Here is a 24732-nt window from a genome sequence, read left to right on the forward strand (position 1 = left end):
ACGGCGAAAGGAGAGAATTAGATGAGACAACTTGCAAGCAAATGGCTAAAGACGAAGGCGCTCCTCCATCATCCACATACCGCCGTTTATATACCGGAAACCTGTCTATATAGTGAAGAACAATTGCGCATAATGCTACGGCGGCATGCTTTTGTATTTATAAAACCCGTAAAAGGAGGCGGAGGTGTCGGAGTCATGCGCGTGGCAAAGGAGGGGAACGGCTACACCTGTACGCGTATGGAACAAACATATCGGTTCAGCCATTTTAGAGCGCTTGTGGCCGGAATCAATAAGCTCCGAATCCAACGTCCGTATCTCATTCAGCAAGGTATTCAACTAGCAAGTATCCAAGGTAGACCTGTTGACTATCGAGTCAAAGTCGTAAAGGAAGGGGGAAAATGGGAGTTTCGTGCAGTGGTGGCGCGTCATGCTCGTCCCGGACTGGTCATAACGAATCTGTGCAAAGGAGGAACTTTGCTGAAGGGAACAGAGGCACTTCGAATGATATATCCGCGACGGCTAGCTAGACGAAAGCGGCGGGAGATCGTTGAACTTACACAGCACTGTATTCCTATACTTGAAAGAAGATTTCCCGGGATCGGACAACTGGGATTTGATTACGGGCTTGATTGGAATGGACGGGTATGGATTTTAGAGGTAAACACAAGACCTCAATAAATTCAGGTTTTCTTCAAAAAGTTTCCATTATAATCTATTAACAAGATGCTAAATATAATATATTTGTATAAACATAAAAAAATTTTTTTTTGCGTTTAATCGCCAAAATTCTGTGTATAAATATTGTCCACATTATCCCCTGTCACATATAAGGGTTAACGACACTTACCAACAATTTATACACAGGATTTCCACAATTGACTGTGGATAATAGAACGCTTGTTCCGTTTTTGGTATTTTGATAGAATAGATTTTGAAATAAAAGGAAAGGTTGTGTCGAGGATGGCTATGCTGACGGATGAAATGCTTTTGGATTCCTATCAGATGGCAATCGAGCTTAAACTTGAATGTGACTTCATTGCACTGTTGCTGGCTGAAATTCACAAAAGAAATCTAGAGATGAATACAGCCGTAGTCCTTCATTAGACCGGACAAGCTCTCGTACTGCGACTGTAAAGTCATTCAGGGTTCGGATGACTTTACGGACAATCACTGCAACGAATAGGCACACCGTGAAAAAGGGTATTTCACTCCAAAGGTTCAAATCTGGAGTAAAATACCCTTTTTTGTCATAGTCTAAATTAACTACAATTTCATGTTACTGCTGTGTCCGGGAGACAACTTGGCGTCTGGATCTACATAGACCTTGGCGTTGTTGACTGCTGTAGGAGCTTCACCAAAACCAACCGCGATCAGCTTGAGCTTGCCTGGATAGGTAGTGATGTCTCCTGCAGCGAAAATGCCAGGAATATTCGTCTCCTGACGAGAATCGACCACGATGGAGTTACTTTCGATTTCAATTCCCCATTCAGCAATTGGGCCAAGTGTGGATACAAATCCAAAGTTAACGATGACATCGTCCACTTCGATTTCCTGAGTTTCTTTGGTTTTTACATGAGCAAGAGTGACCTTTGTAATCGTATCTTCCCCATGCAATTCTGCAATTTCCGTTGGTGTAATCACGTTTACTTTGGAAGCGAGGAGGTTCTCGACACTGTGTTCATGCGCGCGGAATTTGTCACGGCGATGAATCAATGTAACCTGTTCTGCAATCGGTTCCAGCATAAGGGCCCAGTCTACAGCAGAGTCACCGCCGCCACTGATTAGCACCTTACGACCTGCAAATTTGCTCAGGTCGCTGACAAAGTAATGCAGGTTCGTTTTTTCAAAACGATCGGCACCTGGAAGCTCCAGTCTGCGCGGCTCGAAAGCACCCACGCCAGCGGTAATAATAACCGCTTTACCATGATACTCGCCACCTTTGTCTGTTTTGACGATGAAGTGGCGTTCTTCTTTCTTCTCTAACGATACGACTTTCTCTTCTAGCTGCACCTCTGGATTAAAATGGTTCATTTGTTGAACCAAATTGTTGACCAGTTCCTGTGCAGTCACTTTAGGAAAGCCAGCAACGTCATAAATATATTTTTCAGGATAAAGGGCTGCAAGCTGGCCGCCCAGTTGGGGCATACTTTCAATTAAGGTGACGGATGCCTGACGCATTCCTCCGTAAAAAGCGGCGAAAATACCGGCTGGACCGCCTCCAATTATGATCAGATCGCGGATCTCCGCACCTGTGGATTGAGCTGTCACTCTAAAAACACCTCCGAAAGGGATAGTATGAATTGTATATATTGAATCAGCCGCATAGAGGTTCAGATAGCCGCCGAACGTATGATTCACTGCTTATCATTATAAACTGCTGGGTTCTTCTTGCAAAGTTAAAGCGATTAATATTTGATGAAGACTTTCCGGTGAGTATAAGTTAACCGTGTTAAGAGAAAAGCTGTGAATATTGAATGATTATGTATATCGGAAGGGGTAGAAGCATGAGCAGTATTCCCAAAATTGTCATTGTGGGCGCCGGATATGGCGGTATATTGACGGCTCAGCAATTGCAAAAGGAGCTCAAGCACAATGAGGCAACTGTCACGCTAATCAACCGTCATGATTACCACTATATTACGACACATCTTCACATGCCTGCGGCAGGCACGGATACGATTGAGCATTCGAGGATTCCGATTGCGCAGCTAATCGATGAGTTCAAGGTGGATTTAGTCAAAGGAACAGTGAAGGAAATCATACCAAATGAGAAAAAAGTCGTGCTGGAGGATGGCTCGCTATCCTACGATTATTTGGTCATCGGATTAGGTGGCGAGCCGGAGACATTCGGTATTCCAGGAATGGATCAATTCGCACTGACGATTCGCAGTATTAACTCTGTGCGCCTGATTCGAGAGCATATTGAATACCAGCTGGCCCTGTATAAAAATGACGGTAAGCCAGGTCGCCTAAATTTCGTCGTAGGGGGCGCTGGTTTTAGTGGCATTGAGTTTGTAGCGGAGTTGGCAGATCGTCTGCCACAGCTGGCTAAAGCTTACGACATCGATTTTAACCGAATTCAAATCATTAACGTCGAGGCAGCTCCTACAGCATTACCAGGGTTTGATCCTGAGCTGGTGGAGTATGCGATGGATGTCCTCAAGCGTAAAGGGGTTAACTTCCGTATTGGAGTCCCGATTAAGGAATGCCAGCAGAATGGTGTAATTGTCGGTGAGGGTGAGAAAATTGAAGCCTGCACGGTCGTCTGGACAGGTGGAATCCGTGGGAACGGTTTGATCGAGAAAGCCGGATTCGAAGTGATGCGTGGAAGGGTGAAAATCGACGATTTTCTGCGTGCACCGGGTCACGATGATATTTTCATTATCGGGGACAGTTCTCTGATGTTTAATCCCGAAGGCCGCCCTTATCCACCGACTGCCCAAATTGCAATGCAGCAAGGAGTGCTTTGTGCCAAGAATCTGGCCGCTACGCTCCGCAAAAAGGAGCTGCACAAGTTCGTCTTCTCCAATAAGGGTACAGTTGCATCTCTTGGAAAGGGCGAAGCCGTCGCCGTAGTAGGTAAACGCAAAATCAAAGGCTGGGTGGCCGCACAGTTGAAAAAGATCGTAGATCTACGCTATCTGTTCATCATTGGCGGCATTCCACTGGTATTGAAAAAAGGGCGATTTTTCTAATCTCAGCCAAGTAGTCAAGATGCACCTAAAAACAATAAGAACAGAAAAAGGTTTCCACGACTTCTACCAGAGCCTGGAAACCTTTTTTCTATTGCTTTTCTTTTCTATATATTAGAGTCCTACAGCTTCAGCATGTCTTCAAATGTTTCTTCGTTCAACACGCTGCCGACATAGAAGGAACCGAATTCACCGTATCGGGCACTCACTTCATCAAAACGCATTTCGTAAATTAGCTTCTTGAATTGAAGTGCGTCGTCGGAGAACAGGGTCACGCCCCACTCCCAATCGTCGAAGCCGATGGAGCCTGAAATGATTTGCTTTACTTTGCCAGCATAGCTGCGTCCAATTAAACCGTGGCTGCGCATCAAGGTGCGACGCTCGTCCATCGAAAGCATGTACCAGTTGTCATCCAGATCACGTTTCTTGTTCATTGGATAGAAACAAATATAACGTGCCTTGTTTAATACAGGCTTCAGGCGCGCGACAATTTGTGGATTTTGCATTGGATCTTCTTCCTTGCTCAAATAATTACTCAGTTCCACCACACTTACATAAGAATACGTTTTGGTCGTATATTTGGCGAAGGTTGTTTTGTTGAATTCATTTTCCAATTTATTGAGGTCTTCCAGCGTTTCACGCAGGTGCAGCATAACAAAATCAGCCTTTTGTCCGACTATAGTATAGACAGCTGAACTGCCCAGACCTGCTTCCTCGGTAACGCTCCATTCCTTCATAAACTCTTGAAGCTCGTCCAGTGCTCCCGCGCGCTCTTCATCGTCTGCAGTTTTCCATGCCGTCCAGTTGATGGACCGGAAATCGTGAAGCGCGTACCAGCCTTCCAGTGTGGAGGTTACTTCGTTGGGTGTTGCTGGGGTTTGTTGAGGTTGATGTTGATTCACGATCTACACTCCTTTACGATCTGTAAATGTAATCGGCTTAGCCGAAATATGTGTACTTCCGTATATCGTTCCTGTATCCAATACGTGATGTTTAACCATTATATTGTAGCTCAATTTGGAGCTTTTCACCAATGAAAGAAGTGTGAAGAATATTATTTTTCCATGATGCAGGTCACAAAAGTCATAAAATAGTTAGTATTCTCGAAAAAAGAAGAACTCGGACGAATACGGCTGCCAAAAAGGAGGACAATTGCCCTTATTTTGTTGGTCCCACCCGAGGGCAAGTATGATAGAATAGAAAAACATCTTGGAGAACGTTATGTCAGGAAAGGAAGAATGTCGGAATGCGGATGAAAAACCTGCTGCACTATACTGAGAACCACCGCTACTGCGTTTATCGGGAGTTTGGCTTGAGCGCACTGGATGAATTGATGCTGGGAAGTGTCTATCAGCCGATGGTAGGCGCATTTGCGGTCAGTCTATATCGACTGTTGTTCCAGCATGTGCCAGTCGGACAGATTGGTTATTCGCCGTTGGAACAGCAACGTCGACTTTTTCTGACACTGGGACTGGAGCCAAGTGAGAAGGGACGCAAGTATTTGATTGAACAGACCTCCAAGCTGGAGGCTGTCGGTCTGTTGCAGACGTCCAGGTTGTATGCGCCCGAAACGGACGATTATATGTATGAATATGAGATGCAACCACCGCTCGCACCTGCTGAATTTTTCAGAACGCAGCACCTTACCCTTTTGTTGAGAGACAAAATCGGTAAGTTTGCAGTGCTTTCTCTGAGAGAATCGTTGTGGAGCAGGGAATCTAGCGAATGGTCGCAATCTTCCCATAATAAAGAGAATATATCGGTTCCGTTTTATGAGCTGTTTGAGCTGAACACCCATGTTATAGATTATGAGCTGGAACAGGCGTTGTCCGAAGTATCCACGAGCCGCCAGACTGGAGCATTAGCGTCCGAATCGGAGGAAGCTTTGAACTATGCCGATATTATTCTTCGTTTTCCGCGTGAATCCGCCAATCGCAAACACGTGGAGCGTCTTCGATTTGAACACGAGCAACTGGGTATGGTCAATTACGTGGTCCGTAAATTTGATCTCTCTGTACAGGATATCAGCCGCTTACTGGATGAGGACGGCATTTTTACCGAAGCAGGTGACTTATTGCTCGACGAGCTTCAGCTTCGGGCTAGCCAACACTCCAGGCAGGAACGGAAGCGTCAGGAGGAGCAGCAAGTGCAGGCCGCCAAAGTGGTTGCCTTGCGACAGAGGGAAACTTCCACACCTGAAGAGCCGCCTGCAGAGCAGGCTGTGGAAATGGAATTTTATGTAGAGGTTCCCCCACAATTCACAGCCAAGTGTGACATTCACCAATATAATATGATGCTGCGCAACGAGCCTTATCGCCGTTTGCTGCAAACCTTTTTCCCCGGCACGGTTCCCGGTAACCTGCTGGATATATTCGAGAAGATTGATATCAGCTATAAGTTGCCTGGTGAAGTCATCAATGTGCTGATCCATTATTTAATGTCACTGCTCGTATCGGGGAGCGATCAGCGGATTAACCGCAACTTTGTCGAGGCCGTTGCCTCCAACATGCTGCTAAAGCAGGTAAACACTTACGAAAAAGCTGTTCAATATATAAGGGATCAAGCCAAGGTAAAAGGAAAACAGTCTACTGCTTCTTCCTCCGGGGGCAGATCCCGCACGTATGCCAAAAACAATGGGCCTGCCAAGCCGTCTATTCCGATCGTACAAGATCAGCCTTCCGAGGAATCCGTATCCGAGGAGGAATTGGATGAACTGCTTCGCCTGGCCGAACGACTGCAATCCGGTAAACAGAAAAAGGTGTAATGGAAGCCAATTCAATAATGTGTCGACTTTATGGCGGTCGGCAGCGAAGCGTCAATCGCCCTCCATAACTTGCACATTTTAGAAAGGAGGAGCATTCTTGGAATCACTCGGTGATTTGCTTCAGCAGATGCAGAACCCTTCGTTTCGCCAACGTACTCGTAGCGTAGCCGATCAGGTTCTAAATGATCCGCTGGTGAAGGAATTTTGTGCTGCACATCCTGATGTAGACGAAACGCAATTGCGACTTAATATGAGTATGCTCTTTCAGTATACCCGGGATCGTCGAAATTGCGACAACTGTCCGGGACTGGAACAGTGTCCTAACGATTTCCAGGGTCACTTTTGCAAGCTGGGCGTGGAGTATCCCAATGGAACAGCGGAAATGGTGGACATTCGGACCCCGTGCGCCAAGCTAGTTGCCTCCCAGCATGAACAACGAGTGCGTCAGCGAATCAAAAGCTTTTATGTGGACGAGCGCGCGCTGTTGGAAGGATATAATGCCGTGGAAATTGCGCGCAAAGATTTGCAACGCGTACCCGCAGTCAATCAGGTTTTCCGCTATATTGAAGAAACCAAAAGTCAGGGTTTATTAAAAAAAGGGCTCTATCTGGAAGGTACGTTTGGTACGGGGAAAACCTTTTTGATGGGTTATCTGTTGCACGAGTTGGCTCTGTCGGGTTTCAACGGTGTGATTGTCTACATGCCTGATTTTGTGGAGGACTTAAAGTCCATGATACAGGATGGACAGAAGCTTAAGGAAACGACCGAAATGCTTAAAAATTGTGATCTGCTCGTATTTGACGATATTGGTGCTGAAAATTTGAGTCCATGGGTACGGGATCATGTAATGGGCTCCATTTTGAATTACCGAATGAACCGTAAACCGACCTTTTATACTTCTAATTACTCACTGCAAGGGCTAGAGAAGCATCTTAGCTTTACAAGCAAAGACGGAGAGGAAATGTACAAGGGACAACGCTTGATGGACCGGATTCGTCCTTTTGTGGATGTCATTACCGTCAAGGGGAAAAATCAGCGAGGGTAAGCGTTCATTCGTCGCTCTTTTGATATCTTACAATTAAAAGACTATTGTGATATAATTAAAAGGTGTCGAAACAGACATTACAGGTTATAATAATCTTGACTTTTCTATAAAGGAGGAACATACAATGGCAATTGTTAACGTGTCCGATCAATCCTTCAACGCAGAAGTCGAAGGCACAGGAACCGTTTTGGTTGATTTTTGGGCGCCATGGTGCGGTCCTTGCAAAATGATCGCTCCAATTCTGGAGGATCTGTCTACAGAAGTTGGCGATAGTGTCAAAATCGCGAAGGTGAACGTGGATGAAAATCCAGAGTCTGCTTCTCGTTTCGGCGTGATGAGTATTCCTACCCTAATCGTCTTCAAAGACGGACAGCCTGTTGATAAAGTGGTAGGTTTGAACTCCAAAGAAGCATTGAAAAGCATGCTTACTAAACACCAATAATCATGGAATGTGACCCATGCTCCTGCGGGGGCTTGGTGGAGCGCCATGAACAGTCAATGCCTCCGGTTATATATACCGGGGGCGTTTTTGTGCATTATTCCTATATAATATAAGTAGTAAGTTGAGCAGTCATTAAGAATGGAAGGAGGAACCGGGCGAATGAAATCCTATGCGGAGGACTTGCAGAACCAGGAGAAGGCGCTGGAGAATATACGGCACAAATTAGCATTGCTGCCGGATGCATCAGGCTGTTACCTGATGAAGAACAGCGAAGGCACCATCATTTATGTCGGCAAGGCCAAAGTGTTGAAAAACCGGGTCCGTTCCTATTTTACAGGTAGCCATAACGGCAAGACGCAACGACTGGTTGCCGATATTCGTGATTTTGAATATATCGTTACAGGCAGCAATATGGAGGCGCTCATTCTGGAGTGCAACCTTATTAAAAAGCACCAGCCGCGTTATAACGTCCTGTTGAAGGATGATAAAACCTTTCCGTACTTGAAAATTACGAACGAGGCACACCCCAAGCTGGAGGTAACCCGTCGCGTTCTGAAAGATAAAGCGAAATATTTTGGACCGTACCCCAATTCCTACGCGGCACATCAGACGAAAAAGCTGCTGGATCGTATGTATCCGCTACGCAAGTGCGGTGTAATGCCAAAAGAAGTGTGTCTGTATTATCACATGCATCAGTGCTTGGGACCTTGTGTAAAAGAGGTCGAGAAGGAAACATATGACCAGATCAGTCAGGAGATCGGTTCCTTTTTGAGTGGAGGACATGAGGAAATTAAAAAGGATCTCCAACGTAAAATGCAGGAGGCCGCAGAGGAATTGTACTTTGAGCGTGCCAAGGAGCTGCGGGATCAGATTATTAGCATCGACGCGATGATGGAAAAGCAGAAAATCACCACATCTGATGCGAAGGACCGGGATGTATTCGGCTTTTCGGTAGATAAGGGCTGGATGTGTGTACAGATTCTATATGTCCGCAAGGGTAAAATGATCGAGCGCCATATGTCGACTTTCCCTTTCTACGGTGAAGCTTACAGTGATTTTATGTCCTATGTGACGCAATATTACAGTGACAACCCGGCAGTGCCGCAGGAGATATTGTTGCCGGATTCTCCTAAGCTGATGAAAGCAAAATCGGCTGATGTTGATCAACCGATTGCAACAGAAACTGAGCTTTACAGTGCAACTACAGCTGAGACTACCAGGATTACAGATGAGGAAGCAGTACAAACGGAGTCAGACCGTTCTGCTGACCCACTGCGGGTAGCCGAAGCACGAGCAGCTTATGCAGAAGGAACGAATCAAGCTCAAGTTGGTGACCAAGAAACCGAGGAAACAGAAACTGAAACTCAACTATCCGGTGGATTGGAGGACCCAACGGCGGCAGCTCTCGCTTTGGCTGAATGGCTGGATGTAAAGGTACTTGTGCCGCAGCGTGGGCTGAAAAAGCAAATGACGGGGATGGCGACGGAAAATGCACGTGTTGCTTTGGATGAAAAGTTTAAACTGATCGAGCGGGATGAGGAACGGACCTCCAAAGCTGCAAGCAATCTGGGACGTGCCATTGGGCTGGATAGTCTGCATCGGGTAGAGGCGTTCGATAATTCCAACATTCAGGGTTCCGATCCAGTGTCGGCCATGATCGTCTTTATTGACGGTAAGCCTGCCAAAAAAGAGTATCGAAAATACAAGATCCGTTCTGTGCAGGGACCAGATGATTATGAAACGATGCGTGAGGTTATTCGGCGCCGATATGAACGTGTACTGAAGGAAAATCTAGAGCGTCCCGATTTGATCATTGTCGATGGCGGGCGTGGACAAATAAAAGCGGCAACCGATGTATTGGAAAATGAGTTGGGCTTGTTTATTCCTGTGTGTGGTTTGGTGAAAGATGCCAAACACAGAACTTCCCAATTACTGATGGGGGATACATTTGAGGCCGTAACACTTGCACGCAACAGCGAGGAATTTTATCTGCTGCAACGGATTCAGGACGAGGTTCACCGTTTTGCCATTACGTTCCACCGCGAGCAGCGCGGCAAATCGATGGTAACTTCCCAGTTGGACTCCATTCCGGGCATTGGAGAGAAACGGCGTAAGTTGCTGCTTAAGCATTTTGGATCGCTCAAAAAAATAAGAGAGGCCAGCGTCGAAGACTTCCGGCCTCTCTCTATTGGGGATAAACTTGCTCGTCAGATTATAGCTGCCCTTCGGGAGGAGGAGTCGTAGAATACGGCTCCTCTTTTTTCACGGGTTCAAACATGATTAGATTAGGTTTTTTAGGACTAAACCAGTAAATGATGTAGCCTACAATAGCCGGAAGTAAGATCCAGAATAGGCCTGCGCTCACATTCACGGTGTCTCCCAAACTGATCACACTAAGCCCCATTAATATGCTGTCAAAAATAACGTGGCTGAACATGGCAGCGATAAAGCCGTAACGCAGGAACACGAAGCTAAACAGCAAACCAAGAAAAGTCAGCTCAATAGGTCTTGAAATCACTGGATAGATTGGATAAAGCGTATGTCCCAGTGCCCAAATAAGCGTAGTAATCAGACAAGCAACAAACGTATTTTTGACTATTTTTTTTACCATCGGAATACCAAATAGACGGTAAACAGTCTCTTCTCCAATACCTGCCATCCAGGCCATAATCGGTAGTAGCCATGGATAAGCCATATTGTAAGGGGATTGCGTGGCGTCTGTAGTGGAGAACGTATTAAATGTACGCTCCAGTACAAAGAACAAAATGGATTGTACGCCGAGTAAAATGAAGGCCCACAAGTAACCGACATACATACTGCGAAGCACATACAGCCCGTAGCCCGGCTCTTTGGCCCGTGGCCATGCATTGAGTCCAACCTGACGCATAAGCCCGTCACCACCAACCAAGGAGAAGTAGAGGGCTACAGCCATGAAGAAGGTAACACCGACCTGGAATACCATAAGAAATATAAGCATGCCCTTACTGCCTGCTTCAGCTTGTAATAAAGGCAGCATGTTCATGGTCCCAGCTATACTAGCAACAAAATAAACAATGGACAGAACAATACCGCGTACAAATGAAGTATGTCGTCGGGTGAGTGACGCATACACAATGGCAAGTACGCCCAGGACAAAGCTAAATAGGGCATAACCCGCATAAGTCATCCAATTCGCCCAGTATGTTTGATTTTTAACATAGTCGGTATAAGACGAAGGGGCTGAAAAGCTTTGGGTAAATGAGCGAACATCCCCATCTTCAAAGGTAAAAGCCAGCGTAAGGACCGAGGCGCCGATTTTCTTTTCGTCCACGGTATATTTTAATCCACCTTCCCCCTCAGTGGTCGCAAGCTTCAATTCCGATGGATTAAAGCCAAAGCGTTTGATCCATTTTGCTGCAGCCTGTTCCTTAGCTTCAAGCGTCATGTCGCCCTCAGCTATACGTACAAGCTTGCTTCGTGCTTGTTCATCTGTAGAAACATCAGCCTGTGTGTAATTGGTGCTGGAGGTGATCCGCTTAAAGCTAACGACCTTCCCAGTGGATAAATCCACATGAATTTGCAGCTTGCCCTTCGCTGAGGAGTCAGGCAAATCAACCCGAAAGGTTTCATAAGGATAATTTTTTTTCCATGTACGATCGTACGCTTGAAGCAGTTTTTCTCTGGATAAATAACCGTACAAATCTGTTTCAGCCTGATAGGTCACGACAGGCTTCTCTGGCTGTGATTCCGTATAGCCCAGCTCAGAACGGGCGAAGTCCAATGCGTGTACGATCGCTTCTTGTTTGCTGATGACCTTTGCATTCATCAATGATTCCGGACTTGGATTGCTAAGCGAGGGAATAAGCAATTGAAAGATAAAAAAGCAAATCAGGCCAACCCCGCCCAGCAAGCCTAATTTTTTGAAGTTGGCCGTGAGCACGACCGGTTTCCCGATAGGATTCATGAGTTTCCTCCTTAATCTGTAAATAAGAACATCCATTAAAGATATCATACTGCACAGGTTCCCGCCAACAGACCAGCGATATTCATGAAAACAGAGTGAAAGCACTTTAAAGTTTTAATAAAATTAGATAAGCTGTGATTAAGCGATGCCCAATCGCAAATTAAAGCCAATTTCACGTTTTTTCGGCGAAATCGGTTTTGTGATCTGGATAGAGAAGGATTATAATCTTGAGGCAATGCCTATGAAATATATGGGTAATGACATACATTTAAGCCGAATTTCTGTGAGAAAACGGGGGAACCATGTTACTGGGGTGAATTTTACAGCCGATCCTGATGGACCGGAAGTGTAAATAGGGCATACTGTGCTGCCCGAATCCGTCAGCTAACCTCGTAGGCTGTGGGCAGGAACCAAGTCAGGCACTCGGTTTTCCGGTGTCTTTTTTTGTGTGTATAAGTGTGAATAAAAGTTTGCTGAGTTAAGGACGCTGCGCGTTCCATTTGATCTTCCAATCGCTGTTGCCACTGAATTTTTTTGATTTTCTAGACCTTGATAAGGGTAAAATTCAGAGTCAAAGGCGAGCGCTATCGCTTCTCCAGATTCAAATGGACCGCTTCGCTGCTGCCCGCCTTAAAGTCATCAAACGTTCCATGAGGTAGTTACGTAAAGTGTAGTGAGTATTGAAAGGCAAAAGTATCCCGCTTTGCGGATACTTTTCTGATTTATAAAAGAAACTGAAAAGAATTGGTGATTTTATGAGCTGAGCGATCTCCATGCTCATAGTTCACCAAGGAGGAGAAGTGATGAATAAATGAATCCCAATGCAAGCTGGCTTCGGCTTTCTCCACCGCAAATATTCGTTGCAGGCTTTGCCATTATCATTCTAATAGGTAGTTTATTGTTAATGCTGCCCATTTCTAATACAACAGGAAAACCACTTGCGTTTATAGACGCTTTGTTTACTGCCGCTTCCGCGACCTGTGTAACTGGGCTTGTCGTTAAGGATACAGGGCTCTTTTTTACAACCTTTGGTCAAATTGTCATCGTTGCGTTGATTCAGATTGGCGGACTTGGCTTTATGACTATGGCTACCTTGATCGCGCTGGTGTTCAAGCGTCGGATTTCCTTGCGGGAGCGCCTTATTTTGCAAGAAGCGATGAATCAGACCTCTGTCGAAGGAATTGTCGGATTGATCCGCAAGGTGCTATGGTACTCGCTGATGATTGAGGGCGTATGTGCAATCATTTTTTCGATTCGCTGGTCGTTTGATATGCCTGTAGGCAGGGCGATTTATTTTGGGATTTGGCATGCTATTTCCATGTTTAATAATGCTGGTTTTGATTTATTCGGTGAATTTCGCAGCCTGACAGGTTATGTATATGATCCGATTGTTAATTTTACAGCCATGTTCCTCATTATTTCGGGTGGCATTGGTTTTGTAGTGATGTCAGACCTGGCAGATTATCGCAAGCGTAAGAGACTGTCCTTGCATACCAAGGTGGTACTCAGCATGACAGCTGCTCTGATTGTCGTCGGGACGCTTGTCATTTTTGTATTTGAGTTTACGAATCCGAAGACGCTTGGCTCGCTTGATTGGGGTGGTAAACTGCTGGGTTCTTTATTCCAGTCCGTTACCCCTCGCACCGCAGGTGCCAACACGCTGGACATTGCAGGCTTGCGGCAGGCTACGCAGTTTTTTATCATCATACTCATGTTTATTGGGGCTTCGCCTGGCTCCACTGGAGGCGGGATTAAGACCACTACATTTGCTCTGCTCATTGGAGCGGTGTTTTCGATGCTGCGGGGACGGGAAGACATTGTGCTGTTCCGGTACCGACTTGCGCAGGCACGCATTTATAAGGCTTTGACTATTACATTGCTGGGGTTGCTGTTCGTGATTGGGGTGACGATGATTCTGTCCGCAACCGAAGATCATCATTTTCTGATGATCTTGTTCGAGACGGTGTCTGCCTTTGGTACGGTAGGACTGTCCATGGGGCTTACACCTGATTTGACAGTTGTAGGCAAGCTGGTGATTACTCTGACGATGTTTGCAGGCAGGCTGGGTCCACTCACGCTAGCTTATGCACTGGGACCGAAAAAGGGTAAGGAATTGTATCGTCATCCAGAAGGTAAAATAATTATAGGGTAAGGGAGTTTTCGAGTAGATATGAAAACGCAGCAGTTTGTAGTCATTGGCTTGGGACGGTTTGGCTCAAGCCTGGCTTTGCAATTGGTGGATATGGGGTGCGAGGTGCTGGGCATTGATCGGAATGAGGATGTTGTGGACAGTATGAGTGAGATTCTGACACATACTGTCGTGGCGGACGCTACAGATGAGGATGCCTTGCGGTCACTCGGCATACGTAATTTCGATTGCGGCATTGTTGCGATTGGTGATGATATTCAGGTAAGCATCCTGACCGCCATTTTGCTGAAGGAGCTGGGTGTGAGAAAAGTCGTAGCCAAAGCCATATCTGTGCTGCATGGGCGTGCGTTAGAGAAGCTTGGGGTGGACCGAGTCATTTATCCGGAACGGGATATGGGTATTCGAGTAGCGCATCAGCTGGTCACGCCTAATCTGCTCGATTATTTGGAGCTGTCCAAGGAATACAGCATTGTAGAACTTAATGTGCCTGCATGTCTGAATGGCAAAACGTTGGCAGAATTAAATGCTCGCACCCGCTTTGGTTGCAGCATCGTGGCGCTTCATACGGCGAATGGTATCTTGATCGCACCGACAGCTATGGATCGGCTGAAAGCAGACGATATTATGGTCATTATCGGCTCCAATGATAATATCGGCCGCTTTGAGGATGAGGTCGTTAATGTCAATGAAGAGGGTTAAATCCTCTATACCATACGGTAGCCTGCAAACGATGCGCGTGTCTCGCTAATCCAGCGTCGTGCTGTTGGGCCGAGATCGGCCGTTTCTGAGTAGATGAGGGAGGTCGTTCGGCGTGTCTCCTTCAAATCAGGCAAGTACAATGCAGTAAGTCCATTATCTCGCAGCAGTTCGCTGCGCAAATAGGATTTGGGCAGCAAAGCGGATGCCTTGCAGGTGGGAAGCAGGCGTACAATCGCCTCGAAGGAGTCGATTTCCATGCGGATATCCGGCATAATGCCGCTACGCTGGAACAAGTCATCCGTCAGACTGCGGTACCAGGTTCCTTTGGAGAAAATAATCATCGGCAATCCTTGCAAGTCCTTCATTGAAGCCGTTCCTGTCTTGACAGTTAATTCATGTCCGATGGGGACGACTAGCTCCAAATGATCGTCAAATAACGGAATGCAACGCAGTCCAGCTTCATGAATGGCAGACCCGACAACGCCGGCGTCTGCTTTTTTGTCGCGTACAAAGGCAACGATTTCATGCGTCTTGCCGGTGAGCAGCTTTAGCTCAGTCTGAGGATGCTTGCTCATGAAAGCTTCGACGAGGGTAGGCAGCGTCGTTTGGAGTGTCGTGAGACTAGCGCCCAGTGTAAGCATGCTCTGAGCTTCATTTTTGTGCTGGGACAGCTTTTGTAAGAAGCGAAGCTGACGTTGCCGTTGCTCCAGCGCGAAAGTATATACAAATCGGCCAGTCGATGTAATTTCGAGCCGTTTGCCCCGACGATCAAAGAGATGGACACCCAGCTCTTCCTCCAGCTTGGCAATTTTGCGAGACAGGGCGGGTTGGGACAAATTCAGCAGTTTGGAGGCTTTATTCAAGCTGGACTGCTCGACAATGACGGCAAAAGCGTTCAAATCCTCAAACAAATCTTCCACTTCCTCTCTATATGCAAAAAAGACATAATAATTAATACGTATATTGCAATTCCATTATAAGCCGAAAAGGAGTAACATGAAAGCGACACAAGATGTTCACACTTTTGTTTTTCCTTATAAGGGACACCTTGTTGAACATTCCCTGTCGGGAACTGTCATTTTATATGTTATATTACTATTGAAAACGCTATTATTGGGAGAAGGGAGCATGACCTAGATGAGAGGATTTTATTCCAGAAAGCTGCATTCGCTTCTTGGCGTCATTCCATTGGCTCTATTTTTTGTTGAGCATTTGGTGACGAACTTCACAGCGGTGGAGGGCGGCAAGGAAGGTTTTAATCGCAGCGTGGCCTTCCTGAATGGTTTGCCGCTGGTTATTGTGTTAGAAACGTTATTCATCTACTTGCCATTACTGTTCCACGGAATCTATGGCTTGTATATCGCTTATCAGGCTGACCCGAATGTCAAAAGGTTTGGCTATTCGCGTAACTGGCGCTTTTTGTTCCAGCGTATTTCCGGCGTCATTACGTTTGTATTTATTATCTGGCACGTATACGACACACGCTTTCAGGTGGCCCTAGGTAATGTAACTCATGAGGAGCTAGGCGGCGTAATGCATGGTATAGTGACGAACCCGGTCTATTTTATTTTGTATTTAATCAGTGTCGTTTCGGCATCATTTCACTTTGCTAATGGACTGTGGGCATTTATGGTCAGTTGGGGGATTACCGTGGGACCACGTGCCCAAAAAGTATCTTCCTATATCTGTATGACCCTGTTCGTGGTGGTGTCGATCGGCTTCGTTGCTTCCCTGCTTGCATTTCGCAGCGCGGAATTCCAGGAAACGGCAACAGCCTTGGTGCAATGCAGCGCCTTTAAACAGCTACTGTAAATGAGTTATTTAAATGATACATCGTGTTGAGATTCTATTCTGATTTGTAAAAGGGGATTTAGTACAAATCCTGAAAAGAAGGAGTGAGCAGAAATGGCAGCATCCAACATTATTGTCGTGGGCGGCGGTCTGGCAGGTCTAATGGCTACGATCAAGGCGGCAGAAGCGGGAGTCCACGTTCATCTATTTTCTTTGGTTCCGGTCAAAAGATCCCACTCCGTTTGTGCGCAGGGCGGCATTAACGGTGCGGTAAATACCAAAGGTGAGGGAGACTCACCCTGGATTCACTTTGATGATTCAGTCTATGGCGGTGACTTTCTGGCCAACCAGCCGCCGGTAAAAGCGATGTGCGAAGCGGCTCCGGGAATTATCCATCTCATGGACCGCATGGGTGTTATGTTCAATCGGACACCAGAAGGACTGCTAGATTTCCGCCGCTTTGGCGGTACCCAGCATCATCGGACAGCCTTCGCTGGCGCGACGACAGGACAGCAGCTCCTGTACGCTCTCGATGAGCAGGTACGGCGCTGGGAATCTGCTGGTTTGGTGACCAAGTATGAGAACTGGGAGTTTTTACAGGCTGTACTGGATGATGAAGGCATCTGCCGAGGGATTTGCGGGCAAGATTTGCGTACGATGGAAGTGAAGACTTTTGCAGCGGACGCCGTTATTTTGGCATCCGGTGGTCCCGGAATTATTTTCGGCAAAACCACAAATTCCGTTATTAATACCGGTACAGCTGCCGGTGCAGTGTATCAGCAAGGCGTTCGCTATGCGAACGGTGAGTTTATACAGATTCATCCAACGGCTATACCCGGTGACGACAAGCTGCGTCTCATGTCCGAGTCGGCACGGGGGGAAGGCGGTCGCATTTGGACGTATAAAGACGGGAAGCCATGGTATTTCCTTGAAGAAAAGTATCCGGCTTATGGAAATCTGGTCCCTCGCGACATTGCGACACGTGAAATATTCAGCGTATGTGTTGATGATGGACTGGGTATTAATGGCGAGAACATGGTCTATCTGGATTTGTCCCACAAGGACCCGAAAGAGCTGGATGTAAAGCTGGGCGGCATTATTGAAATTTATGAAAAATTCGTCGGCGACGATCCGCGTAAAATCCCAATGAAAATATTCCCGGCTGTTCATTATTCAATGGGCGGCATGTGGGTCGATTATAATCAGATGACAAATATACCGGGTCTGTTCGCAGCTGGTGAATGTGAGTTCCAGTATCACGGAGCGAACCGCTTGGGTGCAAACTCATTGCTGTCGGCCATTTACGGCGGGATGGTGGCTGGACCGAAGGCTGTGGAATATATTAAGGGCTTGAAAAAGTCTGCACAGGATGTAGCTTCTTCGGTATTTGATGCGGCAGTCCATCAGCAGACAGAGAAGTATGAACGTATTTTGCATATGGACGGTAAGGAAAATGCCTATGTTCTTCATAAAGAGCTAGGTGAGTGGATGACGAACAATATGACCGTGGTTCGTTATAATGACAAGCTGGAAGCTACGATTCACAAGATCAAGGAGCTGAAGGAGCGTTACTCGAACATTAACATTAATGACGCTTCGCGCTGGAATAATGCGGGTGCTGCGTTTACACGGCAGTTGTGGAACATGATGGAGCTGGCCGAAGCGATGACCAAAGGGGCGCTGCTGCGCAACGAAAGTCGCGGGGCCCATTACAAGCCGGACTTCCCGGACCGCAATGATGAAGATTATTTGAAAACGACGATTGCAGATTGGACACCGGAAGGACCACAAATTTCGTATGAAGAGGTCGACGTTTCACTGATCAAGCCGCGTGTTCGAGATTATTCCAAGAGCAAATAACAGAAGGGAGTGTATTTAGATGTCGGAGCAAGTAGTGAAGTCGAATAAAACAGTGAAGTTCGTGGTTACTCGTCAGGATGAGCCTAACGCTAGTTCCTATACGGAAGAATTCGAATTGGCATACAGACCGGGAATGAACGTGATCAGCGCGCTGATGGAAATTCAGCGTAACCCGGTAGACAGCCAAGGTAAAGAGACGGCTCCGGTGTGCTGGGAGTCGAACTGCCTGGAGGAAGTATGTGGAGCTTGCTCCATGGTGATTAACGGCAAACCGCGTCAGGCGTGTGCGGCGCTTGTCGATAAGCTGGAGCAGCCGATTACGATTGCGCCGATGAGTACATTTCCGGTCGTACGGGATTTGGTCATTGACCGCAGCCGGATGTTTAACGCGCTCAAGAAGGTCAAAGCGTGGATTCCGATTGACGGTACCTACGATCTGGGGCCGGGTCCTAGAATGGCAGAGAAAAAGCGTCAGTGGGCGTATGAGCTGTCCAAGTGCATGACCTGTGGTGTCTGTCTGGAAGCATGCCCGAACGTCAATGAGAAGACGACGTTCATCGGACCTGCGGCGATATCTCAGGTTCGCCTGTTTAATAGCCATCCGACAGGGGAAATGAATCAGGAGGAGCGCCTGGATGCATTGATGACGGACGACGGGCTGGAGGGCTGTGGTAATTCGCAAAACTGTGTACGCTCTTGCCCGAAAGGCATTCCATTGACAACTTCCATTGCCGAAATGAACAAGCAAACGACCAAGCATATGTTCAAGCGCTGGCTGACTGTGTAGCAGAGCCAGCCCATAGGTTGTACTCAAACAGGCTTCTTCCCAAACCGGAGAAAGCCTGTTTTTTTGCGCTCAGGAATGATGGAGGGTAACATGGAGTAAGGAGCGAGGGACAGCACTTATGGTATAATTAGAGTATTGTGTATCGTTTTGGAGAAAAGGAGGCTGGACAGGTGACTGTGCAACCGATAACGAATCGACCTGTCACGAGGTCGGATGTAATGAAAGGATTAAAGGAACTGGGAATTCGGAGCGGCATGACATTGCTTGTTCACTCGTCGATGCGCAGCTTTGGACGCTTTGTTCCAGGCGGGGCCTCCACCATTCTTGCCGCATTAACCGAAGCGATTGGCCGGGAAGGAACGCTGGTGATGCCAACACAGTCACACGACTTGACAGATCCGTCCACCTGGATGAACCCGCCTCTGGATGAGTCATGGTGGGAACTGGTCCGCGAGGAAATGCCCGCTTATGATCCGCCCTGGACGCTGACCGGAGGGATGGGCGTCATTGTAGAAACGTTCCGTGGCCTGCCGGGAACAGTGCGCAGCGGGCATCCGCACGTTTCTCTGGCGGGGCGTGGACCTGCTGCTTTAGGCTTGCTGGAAGCGCATGAGCTTGATTTTGGGCTGGGTGAGCATTCGCCCTTGGCAAAGCTGTATGAGGCAGATGCCTATGTACTGTTGCTGGGCTGCGGACATGACAGCAACACCTCCTTACATTTGGCAGAATATCGAACAGCCTATAATGGACGTGAAGTTGTCACGCATCAAGCCCCTATGATGGTGGATGGGACCAAAGCGTGGGTGTCTTTTCAGGATTATAATATTACCTCGGATGATTTTGAGCAGCTGGGACTTGATTTTGAGCGGGAATGTCCCACATCCTTTACGCGGGTGAACATTGGAGAGGCTTCATGTTTTTTCGCAAGGCAACGAGATTTGGTTGACTATGCAGAGCAGTGGTTATCCACTCATCGCTAGAGCTTCTGGACAGTAGGGAAATCTGAGAAATGAGATAGAAAGGACAGAACGCAAGGGGGGACGCATAATGAAGAAGACGCCGCAAATCCGCCGCGAGAGTCAGGATGGCCTACATCAGGAGGCCGCTATCCCTCCCGGTTCTTCGCGGCGTTCCTTATCAAATGAGCCAGCTAATCCTTCTCGCCGCCGTTTTTTGAAAAAAGCGGCTTTAGCCACCGCAGGAACTGCACTTCTGGCTGGAGGATATGCTTCCTTATGGGAACCTAATCATTTGGAGATTACACGCTTCAACTTGTCTCTCCCTCGTCTTCCGTCTGCATTTGACGGAATTAGGGTGGTGCATTTCAGTGATGTACACTTGGGGTTTCATATGGATGAGCAGGATCTGCGTGAGCTGGCGGACCAGATAGCAGGTCTGGAGCCGGATTTGCTCTGTTTTACAGGAGATATTGTAGATGATTATTCCGTATCTATGAAGGCTGCTGTTCCAGTTATGGCTTCCATGCACGCTACCCTTGGCAAGTTTGCTATTCTGGGCAATCATGATTATAGAGGCTTGCCAGCCGGCGTTCAGGAGCTATATCCCAAAACTGGGTTTACGCTGCTGAGAAACGAGCATACGGTTATAGAGCGCGCGGGACAACGTGTGGCCATTGTCGGTTTAGAGGATAACATCATGGGCAAGCCCAATCCGCAGCGTGCTATCCACGGACTGCCTGATGAGATGTGCAAGCTGCTGCTGATGCATGAGCCGGACTATGCAGATGTGGCGGCACAAATGTCCTTTGATCTTCAATTGTCAGGACATACACATGGGGGACAGGTACGTTTGCCGGTCATTGGAGCACCGATGCCGCCCCCAGGTGGACGCAAGTACATTCAGGGATTGTTTCATGTGGGGACGGATAGAATGCCACTGTATGTCAGCCGCGGCATTGGGATGACACATTTGCCGATACGGGTGCTGTGCAGACCGGAGCTTAGTGTGATTACGTTAAAATCTGGCCAATAGGCCATGATCTTTTTTTTCATCTTCATCATATATGTTGGAACTACATAATGTTGGCTTGAATGTAGTGTAGAGATGTAGTCGTTTCGGGACAAAGGAGTGAGATTCAGATGGATCGTGTTGCTGTCATTTCAGATATTCATGGCAATTGGCCTGCTTGTGAGGCGGTGCTGGAGGATATTGCTTCCCGAGGCATTAGCCGTGTGTTTTGTTTGGGGGATCTGATCGGCAAAGGGCCTAGCCCGTGCGAGGTGCTGGATGCTATCCGCCAACATTGTGAAGTCGTCGTTAGAGGCAATTGGGATGAGTTGGTTAGCATAACCGATGATCTCCATTTTAGCTGGCAAGCCGAACGTTTGGGTGCAGAGCGAGTACAGTATTTGGCACAGTTACCGTTTCATTATGATTTCAGAATGAGCGGACGTCGTATCCGCTTGGTGCATGCCTCGCCGCAAAGTGTGTATCACCGTGTGCAGCCATGGGATGAGCCGGCCAAAAGGCTTGCCATGTTTGATCCACTAGCAGAGGAAAGTGGAAAAGTACCTTTTGCTCCAGAGGTCGTGGGATATGGTGATGTGCATAATGCTTTTATTCAGCATTTTCAGGGGAAAACACTTTTTAACGTTGGGAGTGTCGGGAATCCGTTGGATATCACCCAGGCTTCCTACTGCATTTTAGAGGGGCAATGGGGAGAGGAGCAGCTCACGCCTTTTTCCATTCAGTTTGTACGTGTACCCTATGATATAGAATTGGCAGTAAAACAAGCAGAGGAGGCAGATGTTCCTTCCTTGGCATATTATATTCGAGAACTGCGTACCGGTATTTACCGCGGAATTCAGGACCTGGATTAAGTATGGAAATATGCATAGCTAAAAGCAGAATCCATCCGCAGGAGGGAACATTGTGCTGACCAGAGAAATGCTTCGTCTCGGATTGCCGGAGCTTTACACTCGCCGAGTCCGATTGCGCCAGCTAAGAGCGGAGGATTATCCTGCGCTGGAGCGGATCTTATCCGATCCATTGGTAATCCAATATGTGAATCGAATTCGCAAGCCAGTCTATGCCAGAATGAGGCGCCTGGTTGCGCAAATTAAAATATCTGCTGACTCCCTGGATTCTCTGCATTTCGCAGTGGAATGGCATCGGAGAAATACAGGAGAAAGCAATCTGCATGATGAATTCAACAAACGGACCTCCTCACCGTTGCTCGGTATCGTTTCTTTTCAGCAATGGAATGAAAGGACGGGTGAGGCACAACTGGGCTATATTCTGGATCGGCCTTTTTGGGGACAGGGATTGGCTACAGAAGTCGTGGGAGAAATGCTGAACTTTGGTTTCGAGTCTCTGAAGCTGAAGCGGATCGAAAGTCGTTGCCAAGAGAATAACCACGCTTCGATGCGTGTGCTTATGAAAAATAAGATGCGCCTGCTGCGGACCATTGGTGCCTATGATCCCTTAGGAGAGGTGCCGAGTGTATTGGTATTTTCGATGACCCAAGGGGATTATGCCTAGAAATGACATTGGAATATTTTGTTACAAAGATGAAATATAACTGCAAAGCAACTCTAACACAGGACGGGTACAATACAGACATGACCCCCTTTTGAATAATATATGTTGCTGGGACCCGATCATTCGGGTCCTCTTTTTTTGGTTCTTTAATTCGAGATAATATGGATTGGACAGATCCTGTCTATGTTTCATTTTGTAACAAAAATGAAATATAACTGCAAAACTACTTTAATATAGACTGGGTACAACATAGACATGACCCCCTTTGAATCATATATATTGCTGGGACCCGAAGCTTCGGGTCCCCTTTTTTTATGATTCATAGGTACGGTTCAGGCTGATTACCAGCTCTGGTAACCATTCGTTTAGGGAGAGGAATGAGTATCCCTCTGACTGGGCATTGGATGTATCCATGTACCACGACTGTGTAATACCGAATGGAGACATATGCTCGTCTGCTGTTTTTTCTTGGATCACAGCTTGTTTTCCCGTGACCTGCTCGATAATGGAAATGATATCTCCAATCCTTACTGTACCGTCGGAACAAGCATTTACAGGGCCTGTTAAATGAGCAGACCCAAGCCAAAGCAGAAAATCTGCAGCTTCATCGGAACGAATAAATGAGATATGGGCTGCGGGATTAGGTACTCCAATTTCTTGGCCTGCACGAACATGTTCAATATGAAAATGAAGTCTTTTCGTATAATCATCTGTTCCCAATACAATCGGAAAACGAACAGCCACTACAGGGAACGTAGCTTGCTGCGTAAAAACTGCTTCAGCCTGCCGTTTAGCCTCTTGATATGTAAAATCGTCCTTTCCGCCCTGGCGAACTGGATAAGCCTGAGGATCGAAGATATTCTCTGTCACCGCTTCCGGGCTTGGATCATAGACAGATAGGCTTGAGGTCATAATATACCTTTTGGCTTTAGCATCAAAAATACGACAGGCTTCGCTGGCTTCATCTGGGGAATAGCAAATATTATCATAAACAACGTCCCACACTTGCTCACCTACCGCCTCTGCGAGCGCTTGCGGGTCCGTACGGTCTGCACAGATCCGTTGAACACGGTCACCAAACGAATCGTTTGTGTGGCCCCGCGTGAGAATAGTAATGGAGTTCTCGGAACTGTCCAGCAGACGTTCCACCAGTCTCTTGCCGAAAAAGCGCGTTCCTCCCAAAACAAGTACCTTTTTCATACTTACATCACTCCTCATGGAATGGTTTTCATTTATATTAAGATAGACGGACTAAGGAATGTAAAAGATACAGGACGCAATAAAAAAGGGAGGATCACATGCCATACGTAAAAACTCGGGATTTAGAAATGTATTACGAAAAAATGGGTGTAGGAGACCCCGTCATATTTTTGCACAGTCATTATTCAAGGGGAATCCTGGCTTTTTCATCTCAATTACTTGATTTTTCAGCAAAAGTATACATGTTATTTTCCAGACCATCGGGGACATGGCAGAACGAAATGTGATAGCCTGGAATGGAGTACCCCTCAACTCGCAGAAGATGTGCTTGATTTTATGCAGGCGTTACATATTTCTAAAGCTCATCTTATTGGGTACAGCTGCGGAGGCAATGTGGCTTTATACTGTGCGGTGAAGCACCCTCAAATGTTCGCAACCGTTACCACCATTGGGTGTAGTGGAGTCGCATGTCCTGAGGGGGCAGATGAGTTTGAGCCGGAGTGGCTCATCCAAAACGAATGTTATGAAATGATTCATCAAATGATGGAACGCCATGAGGAAGCGCATCAAGGTAATTGGCAGGAATTTATGCGTCAAAGCGCTCAGGATTGGCGCCAATATCCGCAATTGACACGGAATGAGTTAAGCCGCATTACGTGCCCTGCATTATTTATCGCCGGTGAACATGACGACTTTGCCACAGAAGAGCAGCTTCAGGAATTATGCTCATGCGTCCAAGATTCACGTTATCTAGTTGCTCTGGGTTGTAGTCATCGACCGCATATGCTTAGAGAGCAGCCCATCTTAATCAATGATTCTATTCTTCAATTTTTGAATAATCACGCTATTGGTTGATTAA

Annotated in this window: 22 protein-coding genes and 1 riboswitch; of the genes, 17 read left to right on the forward strand and 5 right to left on the reverse strand. The window is 47.0% G+C overall.

All coding sequences use genetic code 11. From position 1 onward, the window contains the following. The first annotated feature begins 21 nt into the window (after positions 1-21). Positions 22-678 carry a YheC/YheD family protein gene (locus G7035_RS13505; RefSeq protein WP_019688518.1) on the forward strand — a complete coding sequence of 219 codons (657 nt, stop codon included), beginning with the start codon at positions 22-24 and terminating at the stop codon, positions 676-678. A 282-nt stretch (positions 679-960) separates the two neighbouring features. Continuing rightward, positions 961-1104, forward strand: coding sequence for a sporulation histidine kinase inhibitor Sda (gene sda, locus G7035_RS13510; RefSeq protein ID WP_007431918.1), 144 nt, complete (start codon positions 961-963; stop codon positions 1102-1104). A 159-nt stretch (positions 1105-1263) separates the two neighbouring features. Here sda and G7035_RS13515 read toward each other — a convergent pair whose 3' ends face one another. Continuing rightward, the gene (locus tag G7035_RS13515; protein ID WP_016820026.1) at positions 1264-2268 is read right to left on the reverse strand and encodes an NAD(P)/FAD-dependent oxidoreductase; all 1005 of its coding nucleotides are present in this window, start codon (positions 2266-2268) and stop codon (positions 1264-1266) included. A gap of 236 nt (positions 2269-2504) precedes the next feature. On the opposite strand from G7035_RS13515, the gene G7035_RS13520 reads away from it, so the two are divergent. Further along, on the forward strand, positions 2505-3695 hold the full coding sequence (locus G7035_RS13520; RefSeq protein WP_019688517.1) for an NAD(P)/FAD-dependent oxidoreductase: 1191 nt from the start codon (positions 2505-2507) through the stop codon (positions 3693-3695). Between the two features lie 119 nt (positions 3696-3814). Here G7035_RS13520 and hemQ read toward each other — a convergent pair whose 3' ends face one another. Further along, a complete protein-coding gene (hemQ, locus tag G7035_RS13525) occupies positions 3815-4594 on the reverse strand; it encodes a hydrogen peroxide-dependent heme synthase (RefSeq protein ID WP_013372883.1) in 780 nt (259 codons plus the stop codon). 344 nt (positions 4595-4938) lie between these two features. Here hemQ and G7035_RS13530 point away from each other — a divergent pair, with 344 nt between their 5' ends. From G7035_RS13530 to uvrC, 4 genes are all read left to right on the forward strand, one after another. Beyond that, positions 4939-6456, forward strand: a complete 1518-nt coding sequence (locus G7035_RS13530; RefSeq protein WP_013372881.1) for a replication initiation and membrane attachment family protein — start codon at positions 4939-4941, stop codon at positions 6454-6456. 97 nt (positions 6457-6553) lie between these two features. Further along, positions 6554-7501 (forward strand): primosomal protein DnaI, encoded by a 948-nt coding sequence (dnaI, locus tag G7035_RS13535; RefSeq protein ID WP_016820033.1) that lies wholly within the window; start codon positions 6554-6556, stop codon positions 7499-7501. A 124-nt stretch (positions 7502-7625) separates the two neighbouring features. Beyond that, a complete protein-coding gene (gene trxA / locus G7035_RS13540; protein WP_010347861.1) occupies positions 7626-7943 on the forward strand; it encodes a thioredoxin in 318 nt (105 codons plus the stop codon). Positions 7944-8102: 159 nt separating this feature from the next. Beyond that, entirely contained in the window at positions 8103-10187 is a 2085-nt protein-coding gene (gene uvrC, locus G7035_RS13545; RefSeq protein WP_019688516.1) for an excinuclease ABC subunit UvrC, read from the forward strand. On the opposite strand, the gene G7035_RS13550 is transcribed toward uvrC, so the two are convergent. After that, positions 10156-11886, reverse strand: a complete 1731-nt coding sequence (locus tag G7035_RS13550) for a CPBP family intramembrane glutamic endopeptidase (protein ID WP_019688515.1) — start codon at positions 11884-11886, stop codon at positions 10156-10158. The genes uvrC and G7035_RS13550 overlap by 32 nt on opposite strands. A 261-nt stretch (positions 11887-12147) precedes the next feature. Beyond that, positions 12148-12300: riboswitch (cyclic di-AMP (ydaO/yuaA leader) on the forward strand. A 397-nt stretch (positions 12301-12697) separates the two neighbouring features. Here G7035_RS13550 and G7035_RS13555 point away from each other — a divergent pair. Then, positions 12698-14038 carry a TrkH family potassium uptake protein gene (locus G7035_RS13555; RefSeq protein WP_019688514.1) on the forward strand — a complete coding sequence of 447 codons (1341 nt, stop codon included), beginning with the start codon at positions 12698-12700 and terminating at the stop codon, positions 14036-14038. Positions 14039-14056: 18 nt separating this feature from the next. Continuing rightward, complete coding sequence (locus G7035_RS13560; protein ID WP_013372875.1) at positions 14057-14734, forward strand: potassium channel family protein; 678 nt, start codon at positions 14057-14059, stop codon at positions 14732-14734. Positions 14735-14739: 5 nt separating this feature from the next. Here G7035_RS13560 and G7035_RS13565 read toward each other — a convergent pair whose 3' ends face one another. Continuing rightward, positions 14740-15645, reverse strand: a complete 906-nt coding sequence (locus G7035_RS13565; RefSeq protein ID WP_016820037.1) for a LysR family transcriptional regulator — start codon at positions 15643-15645, stop codon at positions 14740-14742. A gap of 226 nt (positions 15646-15871) precedes the next feature. Between G7035_RS13565 and G7035_RS13570 the strand changes: the two genes are divergently transcribed. The 7 genes from G7035_RS13570 (at position 15872) to G7035_RS13600 (ending at position 22673) form a co-directional block, all read left to right on the forward strand. Then, the gene (locus tag G7035_RS13570; protein WP_016820038.1) at positions 15872-16546 is read left to right on the forward strand and encodes a succinate dehydrogenase cytochrome b558 subunit; all 675 of its coding nucleotides are present in this window, start codon (positions 15872-15874) and stop codon (positions 16544-16546) included. 93 nt (positions 16547-16639) lie between these two features. Then, the gene (gene sdhA, locus G7035_RS13575) at positions 16640-18385 is read left to right on the forward strand and encodes a succinate dehydrogenase flavoprotein subunit (protein WP_019688513.1); all 1746 of its coding nucleotides are present in this window, start codon (positions 16640-16642) and stop codon (positions 18383-18385) included. 19 nt (positions 18386-18404) lie between these two features. Continuing rightward, positions 18405-19172 carry a succinate dehydrogenase iron-sulfur subunit gene (gene sdhB, locus G7035_RS13580; protein ID WP_019688512.1) on the forward strand — a complete coding sequence of 256 codons (768 nt, stop codon included), beginning with the start codon at positions 18405-18407 and terminating at the stop codon, positions 19170-19172. Between the two features lie 170 nt (positions 19173-19342). Further along, positions 19343-20152 carry an AAC(3) family N-acetyltransferase gene (locus tag G7035_RS13585; RefSeq protein WP_019688511.1) on the forward strand — a complete coding sequence of 270 codons (810 nt, stop codon included), beginning with the start codon at positions 19343-19345 and terminating at the stop codon, positions 20150-20152. A gap of 67 nt (positions 20153-20219) precedes the next feature. Next, entirely contained in the window at positions 20220-21164 is a 945-nt protein-coding gene (locus G7035_RS13590; RefSeq protein ID WP_019688510.1) for a metallophosphoesterase, read from the forward strand. Positions 21165-21271: 107 nt separating this feature from the next. Then, the gene (locus G7035_RS13595; RefSeq protein ID WP_017427302.1) at positions 21272-22012 is read left to right on the forward strand and encodes a metallophosphoesterase family protein; all 741 of its coding nucleotides are present in this window, start codon (positions 21272-21274) and stop codon (positions 22010-22012) included. Positions 22013-22064: 52 nt separating this feature from the next. After that, the gene (locus G7035_RS13600) at positions 22065-22673 is read left to right on the forward strand and encodes a GNAT family N-acetyltransferase (RefSeq protein ID WP_017427303.1); all 609 of its coding nucleotides are present in this window, start codon (positions 22065-22067) and stop codon (positions 22671-22673) included. A gap of 312 nt (positions 22674-22985) precedes the next feature. Here G7035_RS13600 and G7035_RS13605 read toward each other — a convergent pair whose 3' ends face one another. Continuing rightward, complete coding sequence (locus tag G7035_RS13605) at positions 22986-23873, reverse strand: NAD-dependent epimerase/dehydratase family protein (RefSeq protein WP_017427304.1); 888 nt, start codon at positions 23871-23873, stop codon at positions 22986-22988. A 219-nt stretch (positions 23874-24092) separates the two neighbouring features. On the opposite strand from G7035_RS13605, the gene G7035_RS13610 reads away from it, so the two are divergent. After that, positions 24093-24728, forward strand: a complete 636-nt coding sequence (locus G7035_RS13610; protein ID WP_017427305.1) for an alpha/beta fold hydrolase — start codon at positions 24093-24095, stop codon at positions 24726-24728. Positions 24729-24732: the final 4 nt, after the last annotated feature.

The organism is Paenibacillus polymyxa (genome assembly GCF_015710975.1).
Lineage (GTDB): Bacteria > Bacillota > Bacilli > Paenibacillales > Paenibacillaceae > Paenibacillus > Paenibacillus polymyxa.